Genomic DNA, 25,451 nt, shown 5'->3' on the forward strand with positions numbered 1-25,451 from the left:
TATGAATGAACGAATTCTACTGTTCTTGAATAAAACATATCCTATTCATTTTTATGCAGTAGAAACCATTACTAATGAAATGTACCGTTGCCAATCAAACAAGGGGAATTTCTTTCTTCGAATAACGAACTATAAGACATTTCAAGAACAATTGGAAGAAGTGACGTGGACCCATTTTTTATTTACCCAAGGTGTAGGGGTACCAGAGGTCATATCATCTAACAACGATCTACTAATTGAAAAGATAACAATAGATGAAGAGAAGTTGGCCGTTTTATTTCAGTCTGCATCGGGAATTCACCTGCCACGCTCAAAATGGGACCAAACTGCATTTAGACTTCTTGGACAACAAATGGGGAAAATGCACCGAGTGAGTAAAGGATATTTAATGTCTGAAAAGGCAGTACATATAAATCATTGGTACGAAAGTGATGAATATGATTTTCTTAAGTATATTCCAGCAGAAGAGAAGTCCATACAGGAGATTGCACATGACGTGGTAAAGCGTGTAAAGGAACTACCACAGGGTCATTCAACTTATGGTTTGATACATGGAGACCTTTGGCTAGAAAATATCCTAATAGACAATGAATCTAAACTAACTATGATTGATTTTCAAGATTGTGAGAAGCATTTTTATGCATACGATTTAGCCGTTCCAATCTATTCAGCACTTGAGTTCTCGTACTCTGGGGGAGGGAACATACGAGATTATGAACAATCCATTACCAAAGCGCTAATCGAAGGATATAAGGAAGAGAATGATCTCTCTTCTGAAGTGCTCATGCAATTACCACTATTTCTAAAACTTAAAGAATTATTTGAATATAACTTAATGCATATGTATTGGAATTTTGAAGAGCTCAGCGAGGAACAAGTTCGAATCTTGAATTTATATAGAATTAGGATTGAAAACATGCATGCTTGAGCTAACGGTGGATAATTCTCAAAAAACTGTATTTGAACAATTTCAGAGACAGTTGGCTGTTGTAGCAGCTACTCCTTTCTTATTAAACCTATTAGGCAGTACATTTCTATAATCAAAAATGGGGTGCTCCGAACTTGCTACACGCAATACAACGGCAACACACTTACTAAAAAAATGCATAACAGTTAACGAAGAGGAAAGAAGGTAAAACCATGTTTCCCGATCGCATCACCGGTCCCCGGAAGATATGCAGACAGGCAATACCGAACGGCTCCTTTTGACCGGAATTCATATTCACGGGAATATGGAAATCTTGGTAGCACAAATTGACAGCAACATGGGTATCGATATCACATTTGAGGGTACGGCTACCGATTTAGAATTCGTAGAACAGTTCCCGGAGTACAGGGCTTGATTCTAACCGGCTTGATCAGAAAACCAATCAAAGGAATTTTAATGAGAAAAAAATTTCCTATTATAGATGAAATATAACTTATAGGAGTGGAAAAATGACTAGAAAGCTTTTAAAGAACACACCGATATGGTATCTAATTACCTGTATAGTGGTATTCATTCTTCTCGTTATCAACTTCTTTAAACTGGATACTGGTATTAATGCGGTTGCACTTATCATCCTTAGTATCGCCAATGCAATTAGAAATTGGAAGAACCAGCGTTCTCTAGCAATGCTATTTTTAATTTCAGCAGCTTTATGTTTATTTGTATTACTGCAATATTTGTATAGGTTCTATTCTTGACCGTCATTATTCGGCGGTCGTTTTCATTTCCAAAAAGTGAGCAAAAATTTCAAGATATCTGGCCTGCTGGTATGACGACTGCTAAGCCGGAACAAATGAGTGGACCTAAACGGAGAGAAATGTTTTGTTCGCCAGCTGACTATCATCGACATGCGTCGTTGCTACAATAATTAAGGAAATTGAATTAGGTTGAGAAGTACCATTTTACAGACTAAAAATCTAAAGGAGGGGATCGTGATCAAAAGAAAGATTCCAATTTGGTCCTGGTGTATCTGGATAGTGGTATTGATTATGATTGGAATCAGCCTGTTTAAAGTAGATTCTAATATAAGTTTGATTGGATTAGTCATCCTTAATGTCGCTAATGCTATTAGGATCTGGAAGGATCAACGTAATCTAGCGATATTATTTTTATTTGTTGCTGTGCTGGCCTTGGCCTCATTAATAATGAATTCACTTTAATAGTCTACCTTATGACCGTCATTATCGGCGGTAGTTACTGTTATGAATAGCACAAATATTACAAGGGGTGATCTTATAAACTGGACAGTATTTGTAGGCTTAGGTTTATATTTTTACATTGTTATATTAGTGAGTTTCCGGTTGATAAAAAAAGAGACAACAAAACACCATATATCGAACATATCATTACTAATAGTCTCTATTATTTGCATAAACGCGATAGATTCTGTAAATATAATTAGACCGATAATTATGCTGGTTACGTTTGTGATTTTAGTTATATATGTATCTATTTTAATTTTAAAAATTATTAAGAAGAGGTCGGATTAATAAATCGGTCTCTTTTGTTATCTGAAAAAGAATCTTTCTAATCAGTCATAAATGTTTTGTTTCTTCTTTGGCTCGTCAGATCCGCGAAAAGTTACTGTTGTGGTTGGATGGAATTTTAAGTACCAAATGGGACACGATGCCCTCACCTCGATTCTCAAAACCTGCTCAGTGAGAGGGTTTTTAATTATAATAAAAATTATAAACCAAATGTAGACATCAGATTTTTATAATAAATTTATGAGATGCTTTGTAGACATAATGTCTACAATTAATTTTACTATAGAAGCAAGGTCACTTAGGTATATGGTTAAAAAGAATGAAGCCTTCATTTCGGTTTTAGGATCTGAGGAAACGTAACGGAAGTCACACACAAGATGCTTAAATCTATCGCAATCCTATTCGCAGTAGCTAAAGCATCCCTTATTCTTACGCAACATTAGGTGATTCACAAGAAGATTTAATTAATACCTGAATATTATTGCTCCTTAACGCCCGCCTTCTCGGCCTACTTTATTCAGCTTCACCCAGCATCGAGGGGGCAAAACAAAAGTCATATTATCGTGAAATTGCCGCACAGGATTTGATGATATTACCGTATTGAAATCGGATTCGGAAAGCCGCTTGAAGTTTTTCTAAACGAAGCTTTGGTTTTATATACGGATAACACTGTTAAAAAGTAAATTTCTTGTAATAATTTCGCTTCCCTCTTACAATAAACAAAATAGCATTTGAAGTTTATATATTTGGGGAGGGATTTTTGATGAAACGAACCGGAATGAAGAGATCTTTAGACCGCCTTGGACGTATTGTTCTTCCAAAAGAGATGCGAGATACCATGGGTATTCATATCGGTGATCCGCTTGAGTTTTTCACAGAAGGAAAAGAGTTGATTTTAAGAAAGTATAAGTCAACGTTATGTGTGTTCTGCGGAGATCTGAATACAGAGACGTATTTTAAAGAGCAGTTCATTTGCCGAACCTGTGCAAAAGATTTAAAAAATCAAGATGACATTCCTCAAGAGTTCGTTCCTCCAATCATCGAAACTCCCGCATCCTCGGAGCGTACGATTATTCCTGCCTCTAAACAAGATACTTCTAACGAGACTATTAAGAGAGCCAGTAGTGAATATCCGCAGGTAAGGCAAAAAACGGCCATTAAACTTCAACAGTTGAAAGAACTTATGGAACAGCAGCCGGATCTGGCTCAGCAGCAAATTGCAGTTCAATTGGGAATTAGTCAAGGTCGGATCTCTCAATTAAAGAAACTTCTATAATATACGTAAGAAAGGCAGGCCATGTGAAGCAATCATGATTACGAAGGATCAGCGCAATCAGGTGCAGCAGTTCTATGCGGAGGGCTCATTTACCCAACTGACGAAACTATTTGATTCCTATACGGCGGTAGAATGGCTGGATTTTGCCGATCAAGCAGGTAGGGTCATTCATATGGAAGTACTTTCTCTATACATAGAAGCGTCTTTGCATATCGGTAACATCCACAGAGTAGAGTGTGACCTGATTCCCTGTTTGAAGAGGATATTCACGACACAGACGGAATCTAGTGAAAATGAAAGCTTCGTTCGGCAGTTGCTTGATATCACCGAAGGAATGGTTTTGGTATTTCAAGAACCCTGTGATAGTTATGCAGTTATAGGGAAAATTGGCTCGTGGCTAGACAGAGGACAACTTGTAACGGAATTACGCTTTAAAGCACTCTACACAGTGGCTCTTGCTAATCTACGTGAAGGCAACCTGCTTGATGCGCAAGCTAAATTACATGAGTGGCCAACTTATGGTAGCTCATACTGGGATACAAAGCTGAAGGAGATGGAGACATCCTTAGGTGAGTGTAGTTTGCTCTACACAGATGCGGTGCAGTCTCCTTCCCGGAAACGTGCGGCTTTATTGGAATTAACTCGAATGGACTCCTGGATAGGAGATCTAGCAATTAGCCCAGATGGATCCATGGGAGCGATCATGGGTTACTCAGGACAGTTGAAATTGATCCGAATACAGGATGGCACGGAACTAAAGGTATTGACTGATTATAAATCGCTCTTTTCCGAAGAAAAGGCGATGGAGGTCCGGTTAGTATTCAGTCCAGATGGGAGTTCCATTGCTGTAGGGATGGCTGTGGGGCTTGTGGCTGTTGTGGATCTGCAGCGCCTGGAGTTCGTCAGAGAGTTTAAATATCCGGGCCTGGATTGGGAGGAGTTGGTCCGTAATGCTTATTACGAAGAATACACTCATGTTTTGTTTAGTACTTCGGGCAAGTATCTTCTGATCATACCTACAGCAAAACAATATGATCCTCAGGGTGATAACGGATATTCCATACCAGCTGAATACGGAACCTTCTATATTCTGGATTTTGTTACTGGTGAAGTAATCCTTAAACATACCTATGTGGATCGAAAGATTATCGCTAGCGTCATCAGTCCGGATGAACGATTTCTCGCTATCGGCATGGAAGGCAAGGAAATGGAAATCTGGGATCTAGTAAAAAACCAGCCGGTGACTTCGCGTAATGATTTTGTGTGGCTTGCACGGGCTGACCGTGTGGGATCGACTCAAACCATGGCCTTCACAGCTAACAGTGAATGGTTGTTGTATGCAGCACAGAATAGTGAGGTACATGCTGTCCATGTGGAGAGCCACCATCCGGACAGGTTATGTCATTTGGAAAAGCCGCATACTTGCTGTGCAGTTGCAATCGACTCGAAAGATCGAGTCCTCATTGCGGTGCTTGATTCTAAGGAGTCTCTTATGTATCAATGGAAGATCACTGACGGTCGGGCTAAGGCCATATTTGATACACAATATTTAAACGATGTCCATCAGATCATGATTGATGAAGAGAGGGATCGTTTATGGCTGATCGATCGCACTGTAGCAGAGTTGTATCACTATTCAAGTGGTAAGAGAGTTCAGTCATGGAATCCGCACAGCTGGTCATATTCCTATGGTGTAGTCTATAACCGGTATGCGATACATAACCCAAATGGTCAAATACTTATTGGGTACGAAGATCAGGTAAGAATTGGGTTTCTAGAACAGCGACAAGAATGGAATGAATGACTTGGAGTAAACTACATATTTTCGACCTTTAAAGAGTGGCATTTTAATATTGCTCGATTTGTTAGTGATCATCATAAATTTTCCATGAGAGTCGCTAAATTAGCGGCTTTTTTTGTATTAATTCTAAATCAACAAATACACAAGATGTGTATACGTCGAAAAGGATTTAAAACGAATACATTCAACAACACGACATGAAATGTTTCCTGTCTGAGATTTTGACGCAAATTTATAAGAAGAATTAATAAGATGCAATGTACTGTATTTGCTTTAATTAACTATGAAATCTTAGCCAAGGACAAAAATGTCTTAGAAGGTCGATGCCTCTTAGTTTTAGGTGGAGTCTAACACTGTTAGTATCTGAGACTCTTAGAAGACTTTATATACTAACAGTACTATTTTTACAATATACATAGTTGTTATTCTGGGCATAATATCTATAGTACGAGAAATAAGTAATAAAAATCGGAGTTAGGCATCTAATAGAATGGTGGGGTTGATATTTTATGAAGAATCTTGAAGGGTAAGATTCATTTGAACTTGAGGACTTACCCCTTCTTTAGCTTAGTGACCCTTGATATCTTTAAACTATAGAGTTGAGTTAGAGCTAGACAATTGAGATAAAACAGTACTTTCTGAGAGTGTCAATAAGTTTGTTAGAGAAACGCTATCTCCAACTGAAACCTCAGCGTATATAGTCGCTGCAGATAAGAGAGAAGCGCAAATGTAATGCTTAGTGCTAGTATTGTAGTAGCAATCCTTGTTCTCATTTTAATCCGCCAACTTTAGCTAAGTATGACTACAGTATGTATATGTAAGTTTGTTAAACGCCTTTCTAACGAGAGCGGAGGCAAACCAAGAAATATATAGGATAGAATTTATATTTACATAAGGATAAATGTGAGAAAATTAATGAGCTGTAGGCGATGATTGTAACTTTTTTTCTATCGATTGTTGAAATTGAATAAATTGTCGATATAACAGTATGGGACATTTTCCCTATAACATACATAAAGGAGTTGCAAAGAATTGAAAAGATTTAAAGGTGTGCTTTTCCTGATTCTTACAGTAGCCATTGGATTCATGTTGACTGCTAATGAGACTCATGCTGCATCAAAGAAGGTGTCTTTAAAGCTTTCGAGCGGAGCTATATATTATGGGGAAGTAAAGAATGGCAAGCCTCATGGAAAAGGGACAGCTCGATGGGGCAAGAACAAAACCTATTCAGGAGATTGGGTAAATGGTAAACGATCAGGATCAGGTAAGTATGTATTGAAAGATGATGTAACTTATGGAGACGTAGTGGAAATCATTACTTATACTGGGTCATGGAAGAATGATAAACAAAACGGACAAGGTACTTTGACTCGTAAAATTGATGAATCGGAGACCATCACGGGAAGATCTTCTATAGAGAAAGGAACTTTTGCTAATAACCAGTTCAAAAAGGGGACTAGCTTAAGTGTTATTTATGATTATTATATGTTTTCGTATGAAGACGACACAAAGTATGTTCATTTAATAACCTTTGAAGAGAATCTAAATAAAGTACTGAGTGGTAAAACTGGGAAGGACCTAATCACATCTGTTTCGTATTATAAGAAGAAATCAAATGGCTTGTATGAAGGGTATAGTTATGGTTATGAACCTGAATCATCAGGCGCAAACTACTCAACCGGAACATATAGAAAGTTAGTTGAGCCTGAGTACAGCTATTATACTCTGTATGATGGAGTATATAATACGGCATCTGAAGGGGACTATTACACTCAAGAAAAATATACTAGTGGAAAGGTGTCAAAATCAGATTCAATCTATGACCCTGATAAATTTTATAATACGTTAAATAATAATCTGGCTAAGCGCCTACCGGATATAAAACCATTTCTAAAAACATTTGCTACAGTGAAAAAGGAGATTAAGTAGTTTGATAAATTACGAGATCTGAGTTTATAGGAAATTGAAAATAATTCATCATATTTTCATATTGAAAAGAAGGGAGAGAATGGAACGAATATCCGCAAATGTGTCGGAATTCTGCGTTTCTTCTTCTCGCTTTTGTATTTCTATTGAAAAATAATAACTTGCCGATATAATACTGTGGGGGATATTTTTCCTGTAACATACATAAAGGAGATGTAGTGATTTGAAAGGATTACGGAAATTATTTTGCTTAGCTTTAACTATGGCCATTGGATTTACGATGGTAAATGAGGCACACGCAGCAACCAAAAAAGTTTCTATGAAACTTTCAAGCGGAGCAACATACTACGGAGAAGTCAAAAATGGCAAGCCTCATGGAAAAGGGACTGCCCGTTGGGGCAAGGAGAAAACTTATTCCGGGGATTGGGTTACTGGTAAAAGAAGTGGTCAAGGAAAGTATGTATATTACACGCACTCCAAAGAAGATTTAAGTGAGGATATGATATATGAGCAAGCTACTTCCTTAACTTATACAGGATCATGGGAAAATGATAAGTATCATGGCGAGGGTAAAGAGTTTTATCAATCTATTATTAAAGAGTCATTATATGAAAATGGGTCGTATAGAGAGACGTTCAGTGATCCAATTAACAGAATAACAGAAGGATACTTTTCAAATGGAAAGTTCAAATCAGGATATTCGGCTACGACCAGTAGGGAATTCAATAATTTAAGTTTTGTTAGTGATAAAGTCGAAATTCAGTTAAACGACTTTGGACATGGATCAAAGATAAAAGAGTTGGGAACCTATTCGATACCTGATGTTGAATACAAGATTAAGAAGAATAATGTAATTAATGTTGTGGGAATCAGCCAAAGTTACACATACAAAGGCACGACTCAAGGTGATAAATTTACAGGAGTTAAGTATGTTAAGGATAAATTTAATTGGGATACGAGAATGGACGATTTTAGTGAAATAAGAGTAGTTAAAGATTTAGAAACCAGTTCAAAGAATATTGACTACAATAATTTTGAGAAAAAAAGCCGAGAAATGCTAAAATCTATTCTAAAATCAATAGATCCTCATATCCCTCGATTGGAGAAAATTTCGAAGGAATTACTACAACTTCGTGCTATTATTTAAAGGTTAATTTAACAAGGAAAAGACAGGAATGGTTATAGGAAATCTTCCTTTACAGAGGAGACTATGGAAGCTCTTGAAGAAGAAATAGAAGAATATAATACTTTTTTAAAAGAGAAAACAATCAATGTTAGACCATTTGAATAAGAAAGAACCCATTGAAGTAGGCATGAAGTTGAGACATCCTAGGTGGGATATTGGTGAAGTAATTTCGGTTAAAGGTGGGGCTTTGGAAAAAGAAAAAAATTTAGAATTTCCCAGACCAGCCGGAAGAAAACGCGAGTTGCTCCATTAGAAAGAGTCGAATAACTTGTTGTAAAGGAAGCGCCAAACTTGGCGCTTTTTCTTTGCTCTTATATGACAGAATATGAGCAGTTCTGAGCGTTTGCATGTGTCAGTCCGTTGACTAACAGAGAACAGCAACTGAATGAGACTGAGTATGCATAGGATGAAGTCCAAAACGTGGAAGCCAGATTAACTTAATTTGAAGAAGTAGACGACAATCCTTAGAATCTGAACCATAAGGAACATGTGATTATCAATGCACTCATAGTGATTATTTATTAGCTCCTATGTGCGAGGGCTATCTCGTCGCTGCTCAACGACCAAATTTGCTTCAACAGTGCATTGCTCCTAAATTGTGGTAGCCATTCAAGTAGTGCAATGGTATGATTATTGGGTTATTTAGGACTAATAGTCTATGAGAGAGGTGCCGAAAAAGATGTACTGTACAAACTGTGGGAAGAAATTAAACCCTAAAAACATGTTTTGTAGCGAATGTGGACAAAAGAAAAACCTATCTGAACCTGCAGATCCTCAACAGCAAAGTGGAATTGAATTATCCAATGCTCAAAAGGAATTGGTCCCAACCAGTGATAAGAAAGGATTAAGACTTAAGGTATCAAAGAGATTATTATTATCCATTGCAACAGTACTTCTTATTGGAGGAGCAGCAGGGCTATGGTATTGGAACTCGGTAAACGGGCCTTTCAATATACAGGTGACTGTTAACTCAAATGGAGGGTCAAATACAAAAATGGATCAAGGTGTCTCTGTATCTCCTGAACCAATAAGTACAGCAAATGAGTCATCTAACCCTGCAATAAAACCTGCATATATCCAAGTGAATCAAGTGGATTCCTCTAATTATGACGATGGAGAGGTCGATATTTACTTTTCTCTATTTTCCGATGCTGAATTTCTGGATCCAATAGATTCTGCAAGCTTGACCCAAGACATGTTCAAAGTTAATGGCTCACCTGTTAACTATGTTTCACAAGTGAATGAAGTTGATACCGTAAGTGTTGATCTTGTGTTAGACAAAAGCGGTAGTATGATGGATCCGCCAAATGGTCTGATGAATCAATCAAAAATGGAATTAGTTCGAAATGCAGCGATAGAGTTTCTTGAGAATGTCCCCTATGATGCGAAAGGGAAATTTGGATTGTTAACCTTCTCTAGCTTTGCACCTGAGGTTGCAGACATTGCATTTAACTCAGATCGACAACACATTGCCTCTTATTTAAGCACCTTGGAGTCCGACAATGGAAGAACGGCATTATACGATTCATTAACTAAAGCGCTGTACGATACAAATGTGCAAATTGGACCTAAATACATTATCGCTTTTACGGATGGAATAGACTCAGAAGATTCAGACTATGGATCGTCTGCACAATCTGTGATAGACCTATCAAAACAACTGGGTATACCCATCTATACGATTGGCTTTGGAGATGCTTCAACAGAGTTGCAATGGATTTCTGAGGAAACAGGTGGAAACTACTTTTCAATTCATGAAGAGGATGACTTGCAACTAGAGTTACAAACTATATATGAGAATGTTTTTCAAAAATACGTCAAGCAATACAAATTAACATATCGTCCAGAGCAAAATGTCAGTCCCGGAGAGGAATTCCCAATTGCGCTCAAAATGGAATCCGACGATTATTCAGCTCAAACATCATCACTGGAATTTACCCGTAAGATTGAAACTACTTCTATCCAAGCTATGAACGGACTGTTTGAATACCAAGTCAATTATGCTAATGCAGTAAATAATCTTGATTTCAGTCTTGTCAGCAACAATGTGAATAGGGATTCAGACTTCTATAATAATCTGAAAATTCGAATAGAAAAAGACTACGTTAGTTCAAATAAGCAGGGGAATCCCAAGATAATAGATCCGTTAGAAAATTATCGTACTGAATCTATCGTGCAACAAGCAGATGGAAGTTACAAAATTGAATTTTTCAAACTGTTTCCTTTAGAGCTGAATCAGGAAAAGGTATTCGAAGCAGACTTAAACACGTACACTTTAAAGGAAGATCCATATTCCGGAAAATGGCAGGTCAGCAATTTTGGGAGAAGTGAATGTTCAATTTACAAAAGTGAATCTGATCCAGGATCTTCATGCAAAAATGTAAATGGAACAACCAAATTGTACAGTCAAAATCCATGGGCAAGATATTAAATATGAAGTACTCATACAAAAATAGAGAATTTTCAGGGTGATTTGTTGATATGAAATTAGTAGCACTAGGTTTTCTGTTGAGTTTTATTATACTTACAACCGCCTGTAGCTCAGACGATTACAAGCCAGTTAGTGTAACTCCTGAGGTAGTGAAGAGTAAAGAAACGATCTCTTCTGAAGTGACAGGTACGGAGATATCCAGTAATCAGGTTCCGTTAGGCAATGAGAAATTTGCAGAGGAGATGGACAAAGTTAAAAGACCTCTCATTTGCATTGAAGCAGGTCATCAAGAAAAAGCAAATTTGAACATGGAGCCAACTGCACCTGGCAGCAAAGCAATGAAGGAAAAAGTAAGAGGCGGAACACAAGGGGTTCAAACAAAAAAGCCAGAGTATCAATTAAACTTAGAAGTTGCAAGTAAACTGGAAAATGCTCTCGCAGAAGATTTTGATGTCGTAATGGTGCGTGAAACTAACGATGTCGATATTTCAAACAGCGAACGAGCAATGATATGCAATGATGCACAAGCAGATGTGATGATTCGCTTACATGCGGACGGAAATGAGAATAGTCAAGTAAAAGGAATGACTTTTTTCTATCCATCCATTGAAAACAAGTACACAACGTCTATTGCAGAGAAAAGCAAAGATATTTTAGAGGCTGTTGCCGAAAACACTATTAGTGAAACTGGTGCAAAGTCACGTGGTATTATCCCCCGGGGTGACTTAACTGGGTTCAACTGGTTAAAAGTACCGTCGATTCTTATTGAAATGGGATTTATGACAAATAAAGAAGAAGACGTTTTACTTAGTAACCCTGATTATCAAGAGAAAATTGTCACCGGCATAAAAAAAGGATTAACTGCTTACTACTTTCAGAACTAATTATCTACATTAAATACTTGCCTTCAAATTAATAAAAAAGGATGGTAGCTATGTCTAATAATTTTCAAAATATAATAGGAGAAGGCTTATCCAAGCTTCAAGGAGGTATTGAGCAAGGAAAGCAGAAACTACAAACTGCTCAAGAAATAAATGAATTGAACAAGCATGCTAATGATCTTAATCAGAAAAAAAGTAAAATTTTATTGGATCTTGGCCAGTTGGCTTATTACAAGATAAGAACCGGTCAGATTTCCGATATAGAGATGACCGAATTAACAAAAGATGTACTTCAATTAGATCAACAAATATATGGTTCTCTTAGACAACTTTCTCAGTTGAATAACTCAAAACAACAGGGTACTACATGCGAAAAATGTGGGAATTTGACTGATGGAATTGATAAATATTGTGGAAGCTGTGGTTCGAAAGTAGAAGTTCAACAAGTCATCGTTAACCAAGGTGATTTGGAATGTCTGAGTTGTGGTGAACTTGCTCCCCTAAATGCAAATCATTGTCCTTGCTGCGGCATGAGAATGAGTAACTAAACAACCGAGAAAGAGGAAGTGAGAGGATGTATTGCAAGCATTGTGGTACTAAAACAGTGGACGGTGCATTATACTGTCAAAATGATGGAAGCCCCTTAACACCATTATATGAAGGGTTCCGATTAAAAAAAGATTCAAGTACTCTGTTCTGTAGTCATTGTAGTTGTGAGAATAGTAAGGAAAGCTTATATTGCATATCTTGCGGAGCTGCTATGGAGAAATTAACGGAGAAGTCTAATCGGATTCAAAACTTAGGGCCTGTGGAAGCTGCGTCGAATAAAGAAATTAGACCCGCTCTATATACAAAACAAAAGACAGACAGCCAATTTAAACTAAGTACTTCATTGATATTTGCCTTGGTTCCACTATTTGTTTCCTTTATTCTGTCTTGGTCTATCAGTGCTGGATTAAATAATAAGATTAAGAGTTTGATTTGGGCAGAAACCAACTTTGACTTCACTGACTTTTCAGCCAGAATTGTTGACAAGATTAATCTTATTTCATCTACAGATGTATTCATGCTTTCGCACTTGGTTAGCTTAAAATTAAATGCAGATACTTCTTTCTTTGGGGTGAATGTAGGGACTAGTGGTGGGGTGCTTCTACTCATGACTATACCAATGATCACCTTAATCAGCGCTGGATACTGGTTTGGACGGAAAACACCTACCAAATCTGCTAATGAACGACTAGCTTCTTCTGTCCCTATAGCTATCATCTACTCTATTGTATTTGCATGTATTTCTCTTTTCTCGGGCCAGACAACGGATGAGCCTGGATTGAGGGGGTCAATCTCAATAGAAACAACCTATAGTTTTGGTAATGCATTCCTACATAGTCTTATAATCAGCTTTGTTTTCACTTCCGTAGGCTCTTTACTAAGTTTGCCTAGAGCATTAAAAGGGCCTGGTTCTAACCGAATGTACGGAATCTCTATCAAAAGAGCGCTTACAACAACTATTTCAGGCATGATTATTTGTATAGCTATTGTTTGTGGATATCTATTCTCAGAGAAAGAATTCGCTAGTGAAGACTGGTCTGGTTCGACTAAACTTGCTATTGCAACTCAAATTGGTGGTTATACTTGGAACTTATCAAACTTAAATAGTATCCACGCAAACTTAGCTATCCAAGAATATGATACAGATAATTATGGTCGCTTAAGTTATTCCTTTATTACTGGGATAAAGGCCATAAGTCTGTTTGGGTACTCGTCGTCAGGTGCAGCTTCTTCTGGAGAGCAATGGATAGATAATAAATATAATATTGATTCCACCTGGATAATACTCTTTGTAGCAGTAGCTTTAATTCTGCACGCTTGGTCAGGAAATGTACTAAGAAGAGCAAGTAGTGCGAACATCTTATACGAATTGATTGCTTACGGGGTAGCGTTTGGCATTGCAAATGTTATGCTTGGCTACATTTTGAAAATATCTTTTGAGACTGATTTAATGGAAATTATGAGTATTAGTCTAAAATTTCCAATCTTACAAACATTTATTGTGAGTGCGCTTATTGCTCTTGTTGGTGCATCTATAGGATGGATCTTATCAAATAAATTCACTAAAACAAGCAATAAAGTATCTATCTGATAAGTACTCTTAGTGAAATAGAAGAAGTATGTAATCAGATAACAACAATATTCAAATTAAAGTCGCTACTATAGCGACTTTTTTTGTAAGCTTTTAATGAGTGTTATGAGTCGTGACCTGACTAAAAAGGCAGCAGCACACTTCAAACCAGGCTGCACTACACAAGGCCTCTGTTGTAGTAGACACCTAACGAACTATCTAGACCATATACATGCAGGATCAGAAGATCTTTTATCGAAATATAGTGGTTAGTAGCTGAGTACTCAATAGCCCTAGTGCCAATTTATTCATTTTTTTGGAGGATAACTATGAAATTTGAACGTGTTACAGATGCAGTTTGGACCGCAGTGGCCATTATGACGTATAACCAATACTATCGCATTATGGGTAACTGTTTACTCCATAGTACAGATTTTTATTTTAATCAGACAGATATCATAAAAGAGGCACAATTTATCTGTAACAAAGATGTTCAAAACGCACGGGTATCGCAATGGTACACGGCTGACCATCCTCAGCGTACATATAACTTTTTACGTGCTAAAGGATCACTCAGAAGGTTAACTTTTGGAAATGAGTATGACGGAGATAAGGAAATCCCCGATACCTTAGATCGCGAAGTTGAAGTAAGTACTGTTAAAGGAATGAAAACGATCTCCGAACTAATTGAGTTTGTTCATACTACCTATGCGGAGCTAATAAAGGGAAAGGACCATACAATGAAAACTAATATTCAAATCACAGAAATTCTGGACTTTCTTTGGTACCATGGAAAAGCATCCTACCAAGCACCAGAAAAATCAGAGAACGAAGAACAAAAAAACAAAATGCTTAAACTTCGGGATCTGGGAAAAAGAACTGGTATTGAATTTGCAACGATAGGAGAATATTTCACTTCAGTGGGTTATGTTTTTAATAAATCTTCTGCCAGTAAGTGGCTAGATGGTAGTGGGAACGGTATTCGTGATTATTTTTGGATAGAACTTAAGCTACCCGAAAAGGATATGTTCCCTACAAGTATTTCTATTTTTGCTGAGAAGAAAAATGATGAAGTCAATTATAGAATTTCACTAGAAATCAAGGACAGTAAAAGCGAAGTAGAAGACTACAACCGACATTTTAAATTCCTAAATAATCTCCAGCCAGAGGAAACTGATTTTGAGTATTTCTTAACCCCAAAAGGTGGTCTTGATCTAGAAGTGGTTTCAAAAGATAACATTCAATCTGCGATTGATAAGGTTAAAAACCGAGAATTCCATAAGTTACAAATCGGTAAGCGAATTACATATGAACAAGCTCGGGAGATGGATAGTGATCAATTTTTTAATTATATCTCTGACGTTGTAGGGGCACTGGATCCTTACTATCGAATCGCTGTAGAACAGGACAGTAAAGAAGAGCAAGTGAATTATTCCAATCCAGAACATACATCTGAAAATGGAGAGAATGCCATGAAAGATAAAAACGTTATTCTATACGGACCTCCAGGAACAGGTAAGACATATAATACGGTGAAATATGCTCTGGCCATCGTTGAGGGCAAAAGTTTGGAGCAGATAGAAGAAGAGGTAAATGAGAGTGGATACCAAGCTCTTTTCGCGAGGTATAAAAAGTTTAAAGAGCAAGGCCAAATTGCTTTTACAACCTTTCATCAATCCTACGGCTATGAGGAGTTCATTGAAGGGATTAAGCCTGTTATTAATGATGAACGAGAAAATACGATTGAATACACGTTAGAGTCTGGGGTGTTTAAGTCTTTTTGTGATACAGCCTCACAACTTAAGGTGGTTACAAATGATAATACGGAGTTACTCACTGGAAATCCAACCTTGTGGAAAATTTCATTAGAAGGCGCAGGAGAAAACCGTACCAAAAAAGAGTGTTTTAAAGATAACTGTATTCGAATCGGATGGGATCATCTCCCTGAGAATATAGATTACCAAACGGAATGTGATTCAACTACCGTTCGTGAAATGCTTATAGACTTTCAAGACACCATGAATGTAGGAGATATCGTTCTTTCGTTATTTAATAAATCCACGATTGACGGGATTGGAATTGTTACAGGAGATTATGTGTATGACGATGATCTACCTGAGTATAAGAGAAAGCGCCCTGTACGATGGCTTGCAACTAATATCAGGGAAAACATATATGCACTAAACGGAAACACCAACTTAACGACTCGAACGTTATATAAGTTAAGCCGAATGGCTTCTTCAGATCTTATTGAAATCATTAAGAGAAATCAGGGCGCTCAGAACGAATACGTTAACGTCGAGCAAGAACTTAAAAATTATGTTTTTATTATTGATGAAATTAACAGGGGAAATATATCTAAAATATTCGGTGAGCTTATTACACTCATTGAACCATCTAAACGACTTGGTAAAAGTGAGGAATTAACGGCTCTTCTACCTTACTCTAAGAAGAAATTTGGTGTACCGGAGAACGTTTATATTCTTGGAACGATGAACACTGCTGACAGATCTATTGCACTGTTGGATACAGCTCTTCGGAGACGCTTTCACTTTATCGAAATGATGCCACAAAGTGAAGTTCTTCAAGAAGTTTGGGTTCAAGGTATCGAAGTAAGGGAATTGCTCGAGACCATGAATAACCGAATTGAAGTTCTCTATGACAGGGAACATATGATAGGGCATGCCTACTTTATTGAGCTACTGCAAGAACCAACCATGGATCGGTTAGCACGGATATTTAAGAATTCGATTATTCCGTTACTGCAAGAATACTTTTATGAGGATTACACGAAAATACAGCTTGTACTAGGGGACCATTACAAAGAGAACGAATTAAGGTTCATTCAAACCGTACAACTTGACCCAAGACTTTTTGGTACGAATTTGGATGTTGATCTGGATGAAAAAGAAGTTTACCAGGTCAATGAGGATGCATTTTATCATATTGATTCTTACAAGCAAGTCTATGACTTTTAAATCATGGTGAGGACATTGAAAAATTACGTTGTCATAAAAGAATATGATTCCCTGGTCAGAGGAGAACATGCTTCACTTCCTGCTAACTATGTCTCACTTCCAGAGAAAACTTTTGACGAGCTCGAAAATTTTGTCATCACTCATAAGAGTGAATCAGGAGTTGAGGCTCTTGAACTTCTTTCGATTTCAAGCAAAAGAGGAATTGGGAAAGTTATTAGTGCCAAGAATTATGTAGGCTTGATTCAAATGAAAGATGGCACACAGATTGAGATACTTCCCAAGATATACACTCGGGAGAATGACCATTCGGTAACTGAGACGAGAAAGATATTTCTTAAAATGCTTAAGTCGTTAAAAGATTCACCATTTAAATCTTTTAATCATTCAAGTCTGGGTACGACCCCCAATAACTTGTTTGAGATTTTTATTCGAATGTTTATTGACGAGACACGTGAGTTGATTAAGAAGGGGTTACGCTCGAATTATATCGGAGTTGAGGAAAACGAGAAGTTTTTTAAGGGGAAGTTGTTGATCAACGAACAAATCAAAAGAAATATAGTTCACAAGGAACTTTTTTTTGTGAGCTATGATTTGTTTCATTTGAATCGGCCTGAGAACAAACTTATAAAAGCTACTCTTATAAAGCTGCTTAAGACCTCTACGAATTCAAAAAACTTAAAAGATATAGAGAAGTTGTTAGTTGCTTTTGAAATGGTGGACGTCTCTGTTCATTACGAAAAGGATTTCATGAGCATTAAGACGGATAGAAGTACAAAAGGTTACGAGTTCGTACTACTATGGTCAAAAATCTTTCTAATGAATAAGAGTTTCACAACATTTGCAGGCGCGAATGTCGCATACGCTCTTTTATTTCCTATGGAAAAGATATTTGAAGCTTATATGGGAAATGTCATCAGAAAACACTTTGGAGCGAGTAACAAAGTTATTCTTCAAGATAGATCCTTTTATCTATTTGATGAACCTAGAAAATTTAATTTGCAACCCGATATAGTTCTTAAGAGTAAGGAGTCTACCATCATTATGGACACTAAATGGAAGTTGTTAAGTCCATCGTATACTAACCATGCCATTACACAGGCTGATATGTATCAAATGTATGTATATTCCAAGAAGTACAATGCTCGAAAAACCTGTATGCTATATCCTTTACACGAAGGTTTAACTGCAAATGATACTTCAGGTTTATCCTATTTAAGCGATGATGGAGTTGAAGTTGAGATCATTTTTGTTGATCTTCAACAGATGGCCAGATCCATTGAGCGTATTGCACACTTTGTTTGATTTCTAAATAAAAGCCTCTGTTTAGCGGCTTTGTTACGTAATGGTAAAAGTCTTTGCTTTGGCATTAAAATAGGGTGTTTTCGATAACAGGCGGTTGCGGTTAGAGAGATTTTAATATTTAATAGCGCTTCACTTTATACAAGATGAAGCTTTTATTCAACAATAAGTTGGATTGTTTAAACCAAACTGGATGGTGATATAGGGATGAGAGTGATCATTGGAGCTGGGCAGTCAAGGTATGATGGTTGGCTGAGTACTCAAGAAGATGATTTGGATTTTCTTACTTTAGAAAGTTGGAATCAATTAACTAAACCAGATAGTATCGATGCACTTTTGGCTGAACATGTATGGGAGCATTTGACCTATAATGAAGGAGCTGTGGCTGCGAAACATTGTTATCAGTATTTAAAACCTGGTGGGTACATTCGTTGTGCAGTTCCCGATAAAAATTTTCGTAACGATTGGTATCAACAAATGGTTCAAGTTGGAGGTCCTGGACCTGCGGATCAGCCTGCAGCATCACATAAAGTAGTTTATGATGCAAAAACCTTTGTATCCGTATTTGAAGGAGCGGGATTTGAAGTAACTCTACTGGAATACTGCAAAGAGAATGGAGATTTTCAATATACATACTGGAATGAAATGGACGGTATGATAGGAAGATCACTTCGGTTTGACACAAGAAATTCCACAAATAAATTAGGGATGTTATCTATTATAATTGATGCCAAAAAGCCGTTGCTTATAAGAAATAATAGTTAAATCGGTCGTTAATTATAATGAGGATACCTTAAAGTTATACCGTTTTCGGATTGATGAACGAATAGGATGTAGCTTATAAAAACAATCCTTTTTTAAGGAGATGAAGGAGATGGGACTCGATTGAAGTCCCATCCTTATTTTAAAACATTGACGTTATTTTTCCAGTATCTTTGTTAACGTAGTACCAGCCGTAAGTCATTGTATGTCCTTCTCCTGTTTTTTTGTCTACGATAGCTATGTCATAGGCATGAACTACATAGTTGTTACCTTCAATGTAATCCACCTCAACAATTTGAGGGTAAGTTGTAAATCCATATTTCTCCTTAACCATCTTGACTGCCTGGCTTTCTGTAATATTTAATTTTGGAACCTTTCCGATATAAAGATCATACCCACGTAATGTGACGTTTTCACCAATAGCCTTGCCAATACTCCGAACGGGTACATATGTGGTGTTATTGTAGGTAATTGCATTTGCAGTTGATTTTTCTGTTCCATCTACATATAGACTAATCTTCTGAATTACCGCCTTAATTGGTGTTCCCGTTGCTGCAAATGCTGTTGCGCCTGTAATGGTTGAACCAATCAGGATACCCATAACTAAGCCTTTTAATTTGTCCTTCATCTTTAATATACTCCCCCTCAGTATGTAGTTCGCTTCTCATGGTAGATTATACCTTATGGTAATTAAATTCAATTGAAATAATCTAATATTTTATTTCGGAACATTTGTTCTGGACATATAGAGTCCATGTTAAAATGTTACTGTATTATCATCAAATAAAACCAAAGGGATCTTATGATGAACAAAAAACGTACTATCAATATTAAATCAATACTTGAACAACTTGGCTTATCCTCTAAGATCTTAGAACAATTGAATATTAAAAATTCAAAATAATGGTGATATCATGTTTTAAAACTGTCTCTAAAGGTAATTTATGGAGGGAAAAACTAGGAAATTAGGCGTATAATGAACAAAGGACTAAATGCCTAAATATAGATGGAATACGCACAATAACTGAAAAATGAATTAGCGAACTTAGGAGGGAATATGGAATTAGATGAAGATGAGAAAAAAGACAAAGGTGAAAAACAGGCTATACGTATATTAAAACTAAATCAACATTTATTAGATAACACATATATCAAAAAACAAGAAGTTGCTGAGATATTCAATGTTAGTGAAAAAGCGATACAAAGAGACTTAGAGATATTGAGGGATTTTTTATCTGAAACACATGGTGAACAGACAAGGATTGCGTATAAAAGTAGAAAAGGTTACTCGCTAATAAGTCAAAAAAACAATCAGTTAACGCGTGAAGAAGCCATGCTTCTAACCAAAATTCTATTAGAAAGTCGAGCTTTTCCGAAAGCAGAAATGGAGCAATTAATTGAAAAGGTGATAAGTCAATGTAAAATTGATGAACAAAAGCCAATTTTAGATGCTATACGCAATGAAATTTTCCTTTATCAACCGTTGACCCACAACAAACCGCTTTCTAAGTTGCTCGGAGAAATAAATAATGCAATAACACAAAAAAGGTTGTTAACGATCGATTACATGCGAATTGGATCCGTTGAGCCAGTGACCAGAACATTGGAACCTTTAGGAATTCTTTTTTCTGAGTTCTACTTTTATCTAATCGCTAATATTAGTGGGAGAAATAAAGAGTATCCAGCTATATATCGACTGGATCGTATAGAAAAACATAGAGTTGAAAATAAACACTTCCGCATAGAGGAACGTGCACGCTTTCAAGAAGGAGAGTTTCGTAAACAAGTTCAGTTTATGCAAATGGGTAGGTTGATGCATGTAAGATTCCGGTTTTGGGGTTCCTCTATTGAAGCTGTTAAAGATCGTTTTCCTAATGCTCTCATTAAGGAACAATCCGAGGGTTCTTACCTTGTTGAGGCAAAAGTGTTCGGTAAGGGCGTTAAAATGTGGTTAATGAGCCAAGCTGAATATGTCGAGGTACTCGCTCCAGATGATCTGAGACAGGACATGGAAGCCTCAATAAGAGCAATGTGCAACATTTACGGATTACATACGAAATAAACTCTTTAATGTAATCGTTATAAATTATTTACGGAGATGGTCAGTTGACTACACACATGACAGAAAAATATTTAGACATGCATCCTGTGTCACAATCTGAGACATCAATCAAACAAGCTTACACCCAGGTTCTAGCACACTCGCTTCAAAAACTAGGCTGCCAAGACGAAGTTTGTTCTTATCTTTACAAGGCATACTGCGATGCTTTCTTACTTGAAGCCGCCGAAGTGAAGACACTTCGTGATTCTCCCGAACAGTTGGACCAAATTGTGAATAGCGGTTACCATGATCTACTTTTGTTAGATTTGTTGTTTTTGATTCAGCACTTCACTAGTTCAATGGTTCACAGTTCGTATTTTGTTACACTGGCAAAGAAAATGGGCTTTAACAACCGTCAGTACAATTCCATCCGGAAAATTGCAGCACTCCCAAGCTCAAATTTGCATCCCAGTGTAGCGGTAGTTGCCACGATGAGTGCCGGGAAATCAACTCTTTTAAATGCAATCATCGGTAAAAGCGTGTTCCCATCGGCGAATCGTGCGTGTACTGCAAAAATAGTAACCTTACAAAATGAACCTCATTTAAATTGGATCATTGGTAATAGTGAAAAGAACCGCAAGACGCTAAGTTCGTGGGAATTCATTTCAAACCAAGTTCAGCAGTGGAATGAAGATCCCTCAGTAGCCTCAATTACAATCCAAGGTAAACTGAATCATAATTCGTCCTTAGTGGAGAAACCGTTCCGACTCGTTGATACGCCTGGGGTTAATTATGCACGGGATGTCACACATGGATTGATTACTGAGAGCTTTGTAAGTGAAGGACAATTCCAAGCCGTCATTGTTGTTCTTAATTCATCGCTCTTAGCAACGAATGATGAAGCAACACTGTTGAAACAAGTTATTAGTAACACTAATGACAAGCCGGTCTTATTTGTTCTTAATAAGGCGGATCAACTTGATCCCGAGTCAGGTGAGACAACCGCTACTCATATCAAATTGGCCGTCGCTTTTCTTAAAGAGCATGGAGTAGAGAGACCTATCGTTATTCCTGCTTCAGCCCGAGCTGCTTTACTAATTAAAGCAGCATTGCTAGGTACCAAGTTATCAAGAAAAGAAGAAAGGGACCTTGCCTTTTATATGGATTGGTTCGGCCTGCAAGAGAATGATCTAACGAAGCATGCTATTGGAATATCATCCAGGCGTCCAAAGAATAGCCCAATAGCAAACCATATGATGTCAAATTCCAAACTTAACTCCGCACTTGAACGTACGGGAATTCTTCTTATCGAACACTGGATTGTTCAGCATACTAAACGAAAAAAGGTGAAGATTACTTGATCTCTATACAACTAAAATATAACCCTTACACCATTGAAACAGATATCACTATAGACGGTGAGCCACTACCCAACATAAGTCAGTTATACAAATACAAAAGAGAGCGACTTCAGGTATGGTTGCACGAGCTTATCGATAAATTAACTGAAGAATTAAATGAAAACCGTCTTGATATCACATTTTATGGCACGCTCTTGGATTTTGAAGATATTTCTGAGCTATGCGAACGTTATAACAACGCTAAACAAGCGGAAATTCATCTAACTCACCAGCCTGCAAGGGAAACATTGGACAAGATCAGTGAGCTACGTGAGCTTGCAGAAGATATGTTAAATGGCCCCTTCGAGGAGTTCAAAACGGAAACTATTCGTCGGAACTTTGAAAAAGCACTGAGTTCAGATTTTGAAATCGCGGTCATTGCTACGATGAGCTCCGGCAAATCGACTTTAATCAATGCTTTGTTAGGGCAAGAACTCATGCCATCTAAACACGCTGCGTGTACTGCAACGATCGCAAGTATTCGTAACAATCATGAATTACAACAATTCACAGGCAGCTGCTACGACTTGGAAGGAAAAGAGCTTACCCCTGTCCGGGAAATTGATTTAAATACCATGCGGGAATATAACGATAACCCCGAAGTTGCAGAGATTAAGATCGAAGGAAAAATCCCTCATATCTCCGACAAAAATATGAATCTAGTGCTGCTGGATACGCCTGGGCCAAACAATTCCCGGACAAGAGCTCACGAAGATCATACCAATCGTGTGATAAAAAACGAAGAAACGAAGCCAATGGTCCTTTACGTTCTAAACTCAACTGCACTTAGTACAACGGACGACAGCCACCTGTTATCAACAGTTGCGGAGCAAATGCGATCAGGAGGAAAGCAATCAAAGGACCGATTTATTTTTGCGGTAAACAAAATTGACGAGTTTGATCCAGAGATCGAAAATGTCCCAGAAACGTTAAATCAGGTTCGTGACTATCTTCAGGAAAAAGGGATCGAGAATCCAAATATCTATCCTGTTTCTGCAGAGATGGGAAAACTGATTCGTATGTATCAAGCAGATGCCCCACTTAGTCGTAAGCAGCAAATGACGTTACGAGATCACGAACACTTTATAGAAGAGTCCCAGCTACATCTTGTTAAGTATGCACCACTTAGTCATTCTGCGAAGGTACGACTGCAAGATCGGATAAATATAGCTAGACAAGATGAGGACTCATTGGCAGAAGCATTGATACATTCCGGTATCCCTTCCATAGAGGAAGCTATCAACATGTATTTGGACAAATATGCTGTCACTCAGAAAATTGCTACAGCTGTAAATTCCTTTAAGGATGTTGTTGAAGGTAAGAAAATGGAACAACAGCTCCAGTCTTCGATGGCTGCCAATGAAGAGTTGCGTCAGAGCATTTATGAACAAATGGTTCAAATTGAAGAAGCATTAAACAATGGTCAAAAAGCAACATTGCTCAAAGAACGTCTTGAACAGAAAAAATATGATCACCGTAAAGTGATTCGTCCTATTGAAGGTAAGATTGAGACTAAAATAGATGATTTTTGTAGCGTCTTTATTAATGAGGAGCGGGTCGAGGAAGATCGTGCTAGGAAAATTGTTGAGAAATTCAGCGGACAGATCGCTTCTTTGCAGAGTGATATCAAAACTGATATTGAGCAGGTTATTCTATCGACGATTCGGAATGATACGAACGCATTGTTGGCTGAATACCGTTATTATGTAGAAGGACTTATTGAAGAAAGTGGAAATGCACTGGTGAGTAATGAACTGCAAATATTCACTGCTATCATTCCAAATGCAGAAGATATTGTCAACAAATTCAAATACATTACGGAAGTTGAAGATACAACATCCGGTGGAGTTTTCAGAAAGATATTTCGCTTTTTGAAGTTAGCTAAACCAAAATATAAGACAGTACACTATGTGAATATCGACGATATAGCTAATCAGGTTGTCTACCCAGCCAAAATGGAACTTTTTAAAGCCATAAAGCATGCACATCAGTACCTTAAAGAAGAGGAAGGAAAGTTAAAACAATTCTTCTACGAAGAAATGGATCGATTAGAGTCCGTTCTTGAGATTAAAGTAGCAGAGATTAGAAAATTAGCCGAAAGTGGAGAAAACATAGATCAGAAACTAGAAGAAGACCAAGAAAAGAAAATGTGGCTAGCACAATTTGTTGGACGTTTAGATCAATTACTAGAGTTATAGAAGAGGAGAGATTCAGTTGCACATATATCAAGGTCCATTAGCAGATGCAGTAAGAGAGGGTCATGTTGAAAAGGCAAGAGTTGCTTTAAGCACTTATCTATCCAAGAATCCAAGTAATTCTGGTAACGAAGTGATGGACGCGGTTAACTATGCAGAAATGACTTTAACCAATCTATGGGAAGAACATGATGGGGAAAATTTGATAGGTGATCGTGCGTCATGGACTACCGATTACCTCGGGTTACTCAAAAGCGACCTACGTAGTAATTTTTCGAGGGAACGTTTTGAATTTATTATTGAAGTAGGTAAGGTCGTTCGTCCCCAAAGAGGGGCAGCAACTACAGAAACGAGGTTGCAGCCATCCGTTGCTCCTGTATCGTCTCATTTACATTCACAGATACCTACAGAACCTATAGGGGGAAAGTCCAACAAAATATGGCTGATAGCAGCGGGAATAGGGGGACTAGCAATATTAGCATTGCTCATAGCAAAAGGAGCAAAATGAGTCAGCTTAAGAACAATCTAAAAGAAGTGAAACAGTTAATTAAACCTAAACCAAAACAGTATGCCTCGATTTCAAATTATGATAGAAATAAAACGAACTCTAATAGCAGTGCCGCAGCTTACCGAGAACAACGTAACAAAAACTCTAACCAAGACCTTTAACAATCGGGAGCG

General features: G+C 37.4%; 19 protein-coding genes. 18 read left to right on the forward strand and 1 reads right to left on the reverse strand.

Going from position 1 to position 25,451, the window contains the following annotated elements; translation table 11 throughout:
* Position 1: 1 nt before the first annotated feature.
* From MHB82_RS30720 to MHB82_RS30785, 14 genes are all read left to right on the forward strand, one after another.
* On the forward strand, positions 2-928 hold the full coding sequence (locus MHB82_RS30720) for a phosphotransferase enzyme family protein (protein WP_341176885.1): 927 nt from the start codon (positions 2-4) through the stop codon (positions 926-928).
* Positions 929-1,175: 247 nt separating this feature from the next.
* Positions 1,176-1,343, forward strand: a complete 168-nt coding sequence (locus tag MHB82_RS30725) for a hypothetical protein (protein ID WP_341176886.1) — start codon at positions 1,176-1,178, stop codon at positions 1,341-1,343.
* Positions 1,344-3,238: 1,895 nt separating this feature from the next.
* Positions 3,239-3,751, forward strand: coding sequence for an AbrB/MazE/SpoVT family DNA-binding domain-containing protein (locus tag MHB82_RS30730; protein WP_341176887.1), 513 nt, complete (start codon positions 3,239-3,241; stop codon positions 3,749-3,751).
* A 34-nt stretch (positions 3,752-3,785) separates the two neighbouring features.
* Positions 3,786-5,555, forward strand: a complete 1,770-nt coding sequence (locus tag MHB82_RS30735; protein WP_341176888.1) for a WD40 repeat domain-containing protein — start codon at positions 3,786-3,788, stop codon at positions 5,553-5,555.
* Between the two features lie 1,029 nt (positions 5,556-6,584).
* Positions 6,585-7,481: a hypothetical protein gene (locus MHB82_RS30740; RefSeq protein ID WP_341176889.1), complete on the forward strand. Its 897-nt coding sequence runs from the start codon at positions 6,585-6,587 to the stop codon at positions 7,479-7,481.
* A gap of 220 nt (positions 7,482-7,701) precedes the next feature.
* Complete coding sequence (locus MHB82_RS30745) at positions 7,702-8,625, forward strand: hypothetical protein (protein ID WP_341176890.1); 924 nt, start codon at positions 7,702-7,704, stop codon at positions 8,623-8,625.
* A gap of 124 nt (positions 8,626-8,749) precedes the next feature.
* Positions 8,750-8,917 carry a hypothetical protein gene (locus MHB82_RS30750; RefSeq protein ID WP_341176891.1) on the forward strand — a complete coding sequence of 56 codons (168 nt, stop codon included), beginning with the start codon at positions 8,750-8,752 and terminating at the stop codon, positions 8,915-8,917.
* A gap of 405 nt (positions 8,918-9,322) precedes the next feature.
* Entirely contained in the window at positions 9,323-11,095 is a 1,773-nt protein-coding gene (locus tag MHB82_RS30755) for a VWA domain-containing protein (RefSeq protein WP_341176892.1), read from the forward strand.
* A 50-nt stretch (positions 11,096-11,145) separates the two neighbouring features.
* Positions 11,146-11,979: an N-acetylmuramoyl-L-alanine amidase family protein gene (locus MHB82_RS30760; protein WP_341176893.1), complete on the forward strand. Its 834-nt coding sequence runs from the start codon at positions 11,146-11,148 to the stop codon at positions 11,977-11,979.
* A gap of 50 nt (positions 11,980-12,029) precedes the next feature.
* On the forward strand, positions 12,030-12,524 hold the full coding sequence (locus MHB82_RS30765) for a zinc ribbon domain-containing protein (RefSeq protein WP_341176894.1): 495 nt from the start codon (positions 12,030-12,032) through the stop codon (positions 12,522-12,524).
* Between the two features lie 212 nt (positions 12,525-12,736).
* Entirely contained in the window at positions 12,737-14,116 is a 1,380-nt protein-coding gene (locus MHB82_RS30770; protein WP_341176895.1) for a hypothetical protein, read from the forward strand.
* 308 nt (positions 14,117-14,424) lie between these two features.
* The gene (locus MHB82_RS30775) at positions 14,425-17,073 is read left to right on the forward strand and encodes an AAA family ATPase (RefSeq protein ID WP_341176896.1); all 2,649 of its coding nucleotides are present in this window, start codon (positions 14,425-14,427) and stop codon (positions 17,071-17,073) included.
* Positions 17,074-17,079: 6 nt separating this feature from the next.
* Positions 17,080-18,375, forward strand: a complete 1,296-nt coding sequence (locus tag MHB82_RS30780) for an McrC family protein (RefSeq protein WP_341176897.1) — start codon at positions 17,080-17,082, stop codon at positions 18,373-18,375.
* Between the two features lie 204 nt (positions 18,376-18,579).
* Positions 18,580-19,137, forward strand: coding sequence for a class I SAM-dependent methyltransferase (locus MHB82_RS30785; protein ID WP_341176898.1), 558 nt, complete (start codon positions 18,580-18,582; stop codon positions 19,135-19,137).
* 139 nt (positions 19,138-19,276) lie between these two features.
* Here the strand turns inward: MHB82_RS30785 and MHB82_RS30790 are convergent, their stop codons facing one another.
* The gene (locus tag MHB82_RS30790; protein ID WP_341176899.1) at positions 19,277-19,762 is read right to left on the reverse strand and encodes a stalk domain-containing protein; all 486 of its coding nucleotides are present in this window, start codon (positions 19,760-19,762) and stop codon (positions 19,277-19,279) included.
* Between the two features lie 429 nt (positions 19,763-20,191).
* On the opposite strand from MHB82_RS30790, the gene MHB82_RS30795 reads away from it, so the two are divergent.
* From MHB82_RS30795 to MHB82_RS30810, 4 genes are read left to right on the forward strand one after another with little or no spacing between them, the layout of a single operon-like run.
* Positions 20,192-21,196 carry a helix-turn-helix transcriptional regulator gene (locus MHB82_RS30795; RefSeq protein ID WP_341176900.1) on the forward strand — a complete coding sequence of 335 codons (1,005 nt, stop codon included), beginning with the start codon at positions 20,192-20,194 and terminating at the stop codon, positions 21,194-21,196.
* Between the two features lie 56 nt (positions 21,197-21,252).
* On the forward strand, positions 21,253-22,536 hold the full coding sequence (locus MHB82_RS30800; RefSeq protein ID WP_341176901.1) for a dynamin family protein: 1,284 nt from the start codon (positions 21,253-21,255) through the stop codon (positions 22,534-22,536).
* The gene (locus MHB82_RS30805) at positions 22,533-24,773 is read left to right on the forward strand and encodes a dynamin family protein (RefSeq protein ID WP_341176902.1); all 2,241 of its coding nucleotides are present in this window, start codon (positions 22,533-22,535) and stop codon (positions 24,771-24,773) included. Before MHB82_RS30800 ends, MHB82_RS30805 begins: the two co-directional genes overlap by 4 nt.
* Before the next feature lie 16 nt (positions 24,774-24,789).
* On the forward strand, positions 24,790-25,278 hold the full coding sequence (locus MHB82_RS30810; RefSeq protein WP_341176903.1) for a hypothetical protein: 489 nt from the start codon (positions 24,790-24,792) through the stop codon (positions 25,276-25,278).
* Positions 25,279-25,451 lie beyond the last annotated feature (173 nt).

It is taken from the genome of Paenibacillus sp. FSL K6-2862, assembly GCF_038005125.1.
In the GTDB taxonomy this organism is placed as follows: Bacteria; Bacillota; Bacilli; order Paenibacillales; family Paenibacillaceae; genus Paenibacillus; species Paenibacillus illinoisensis_A.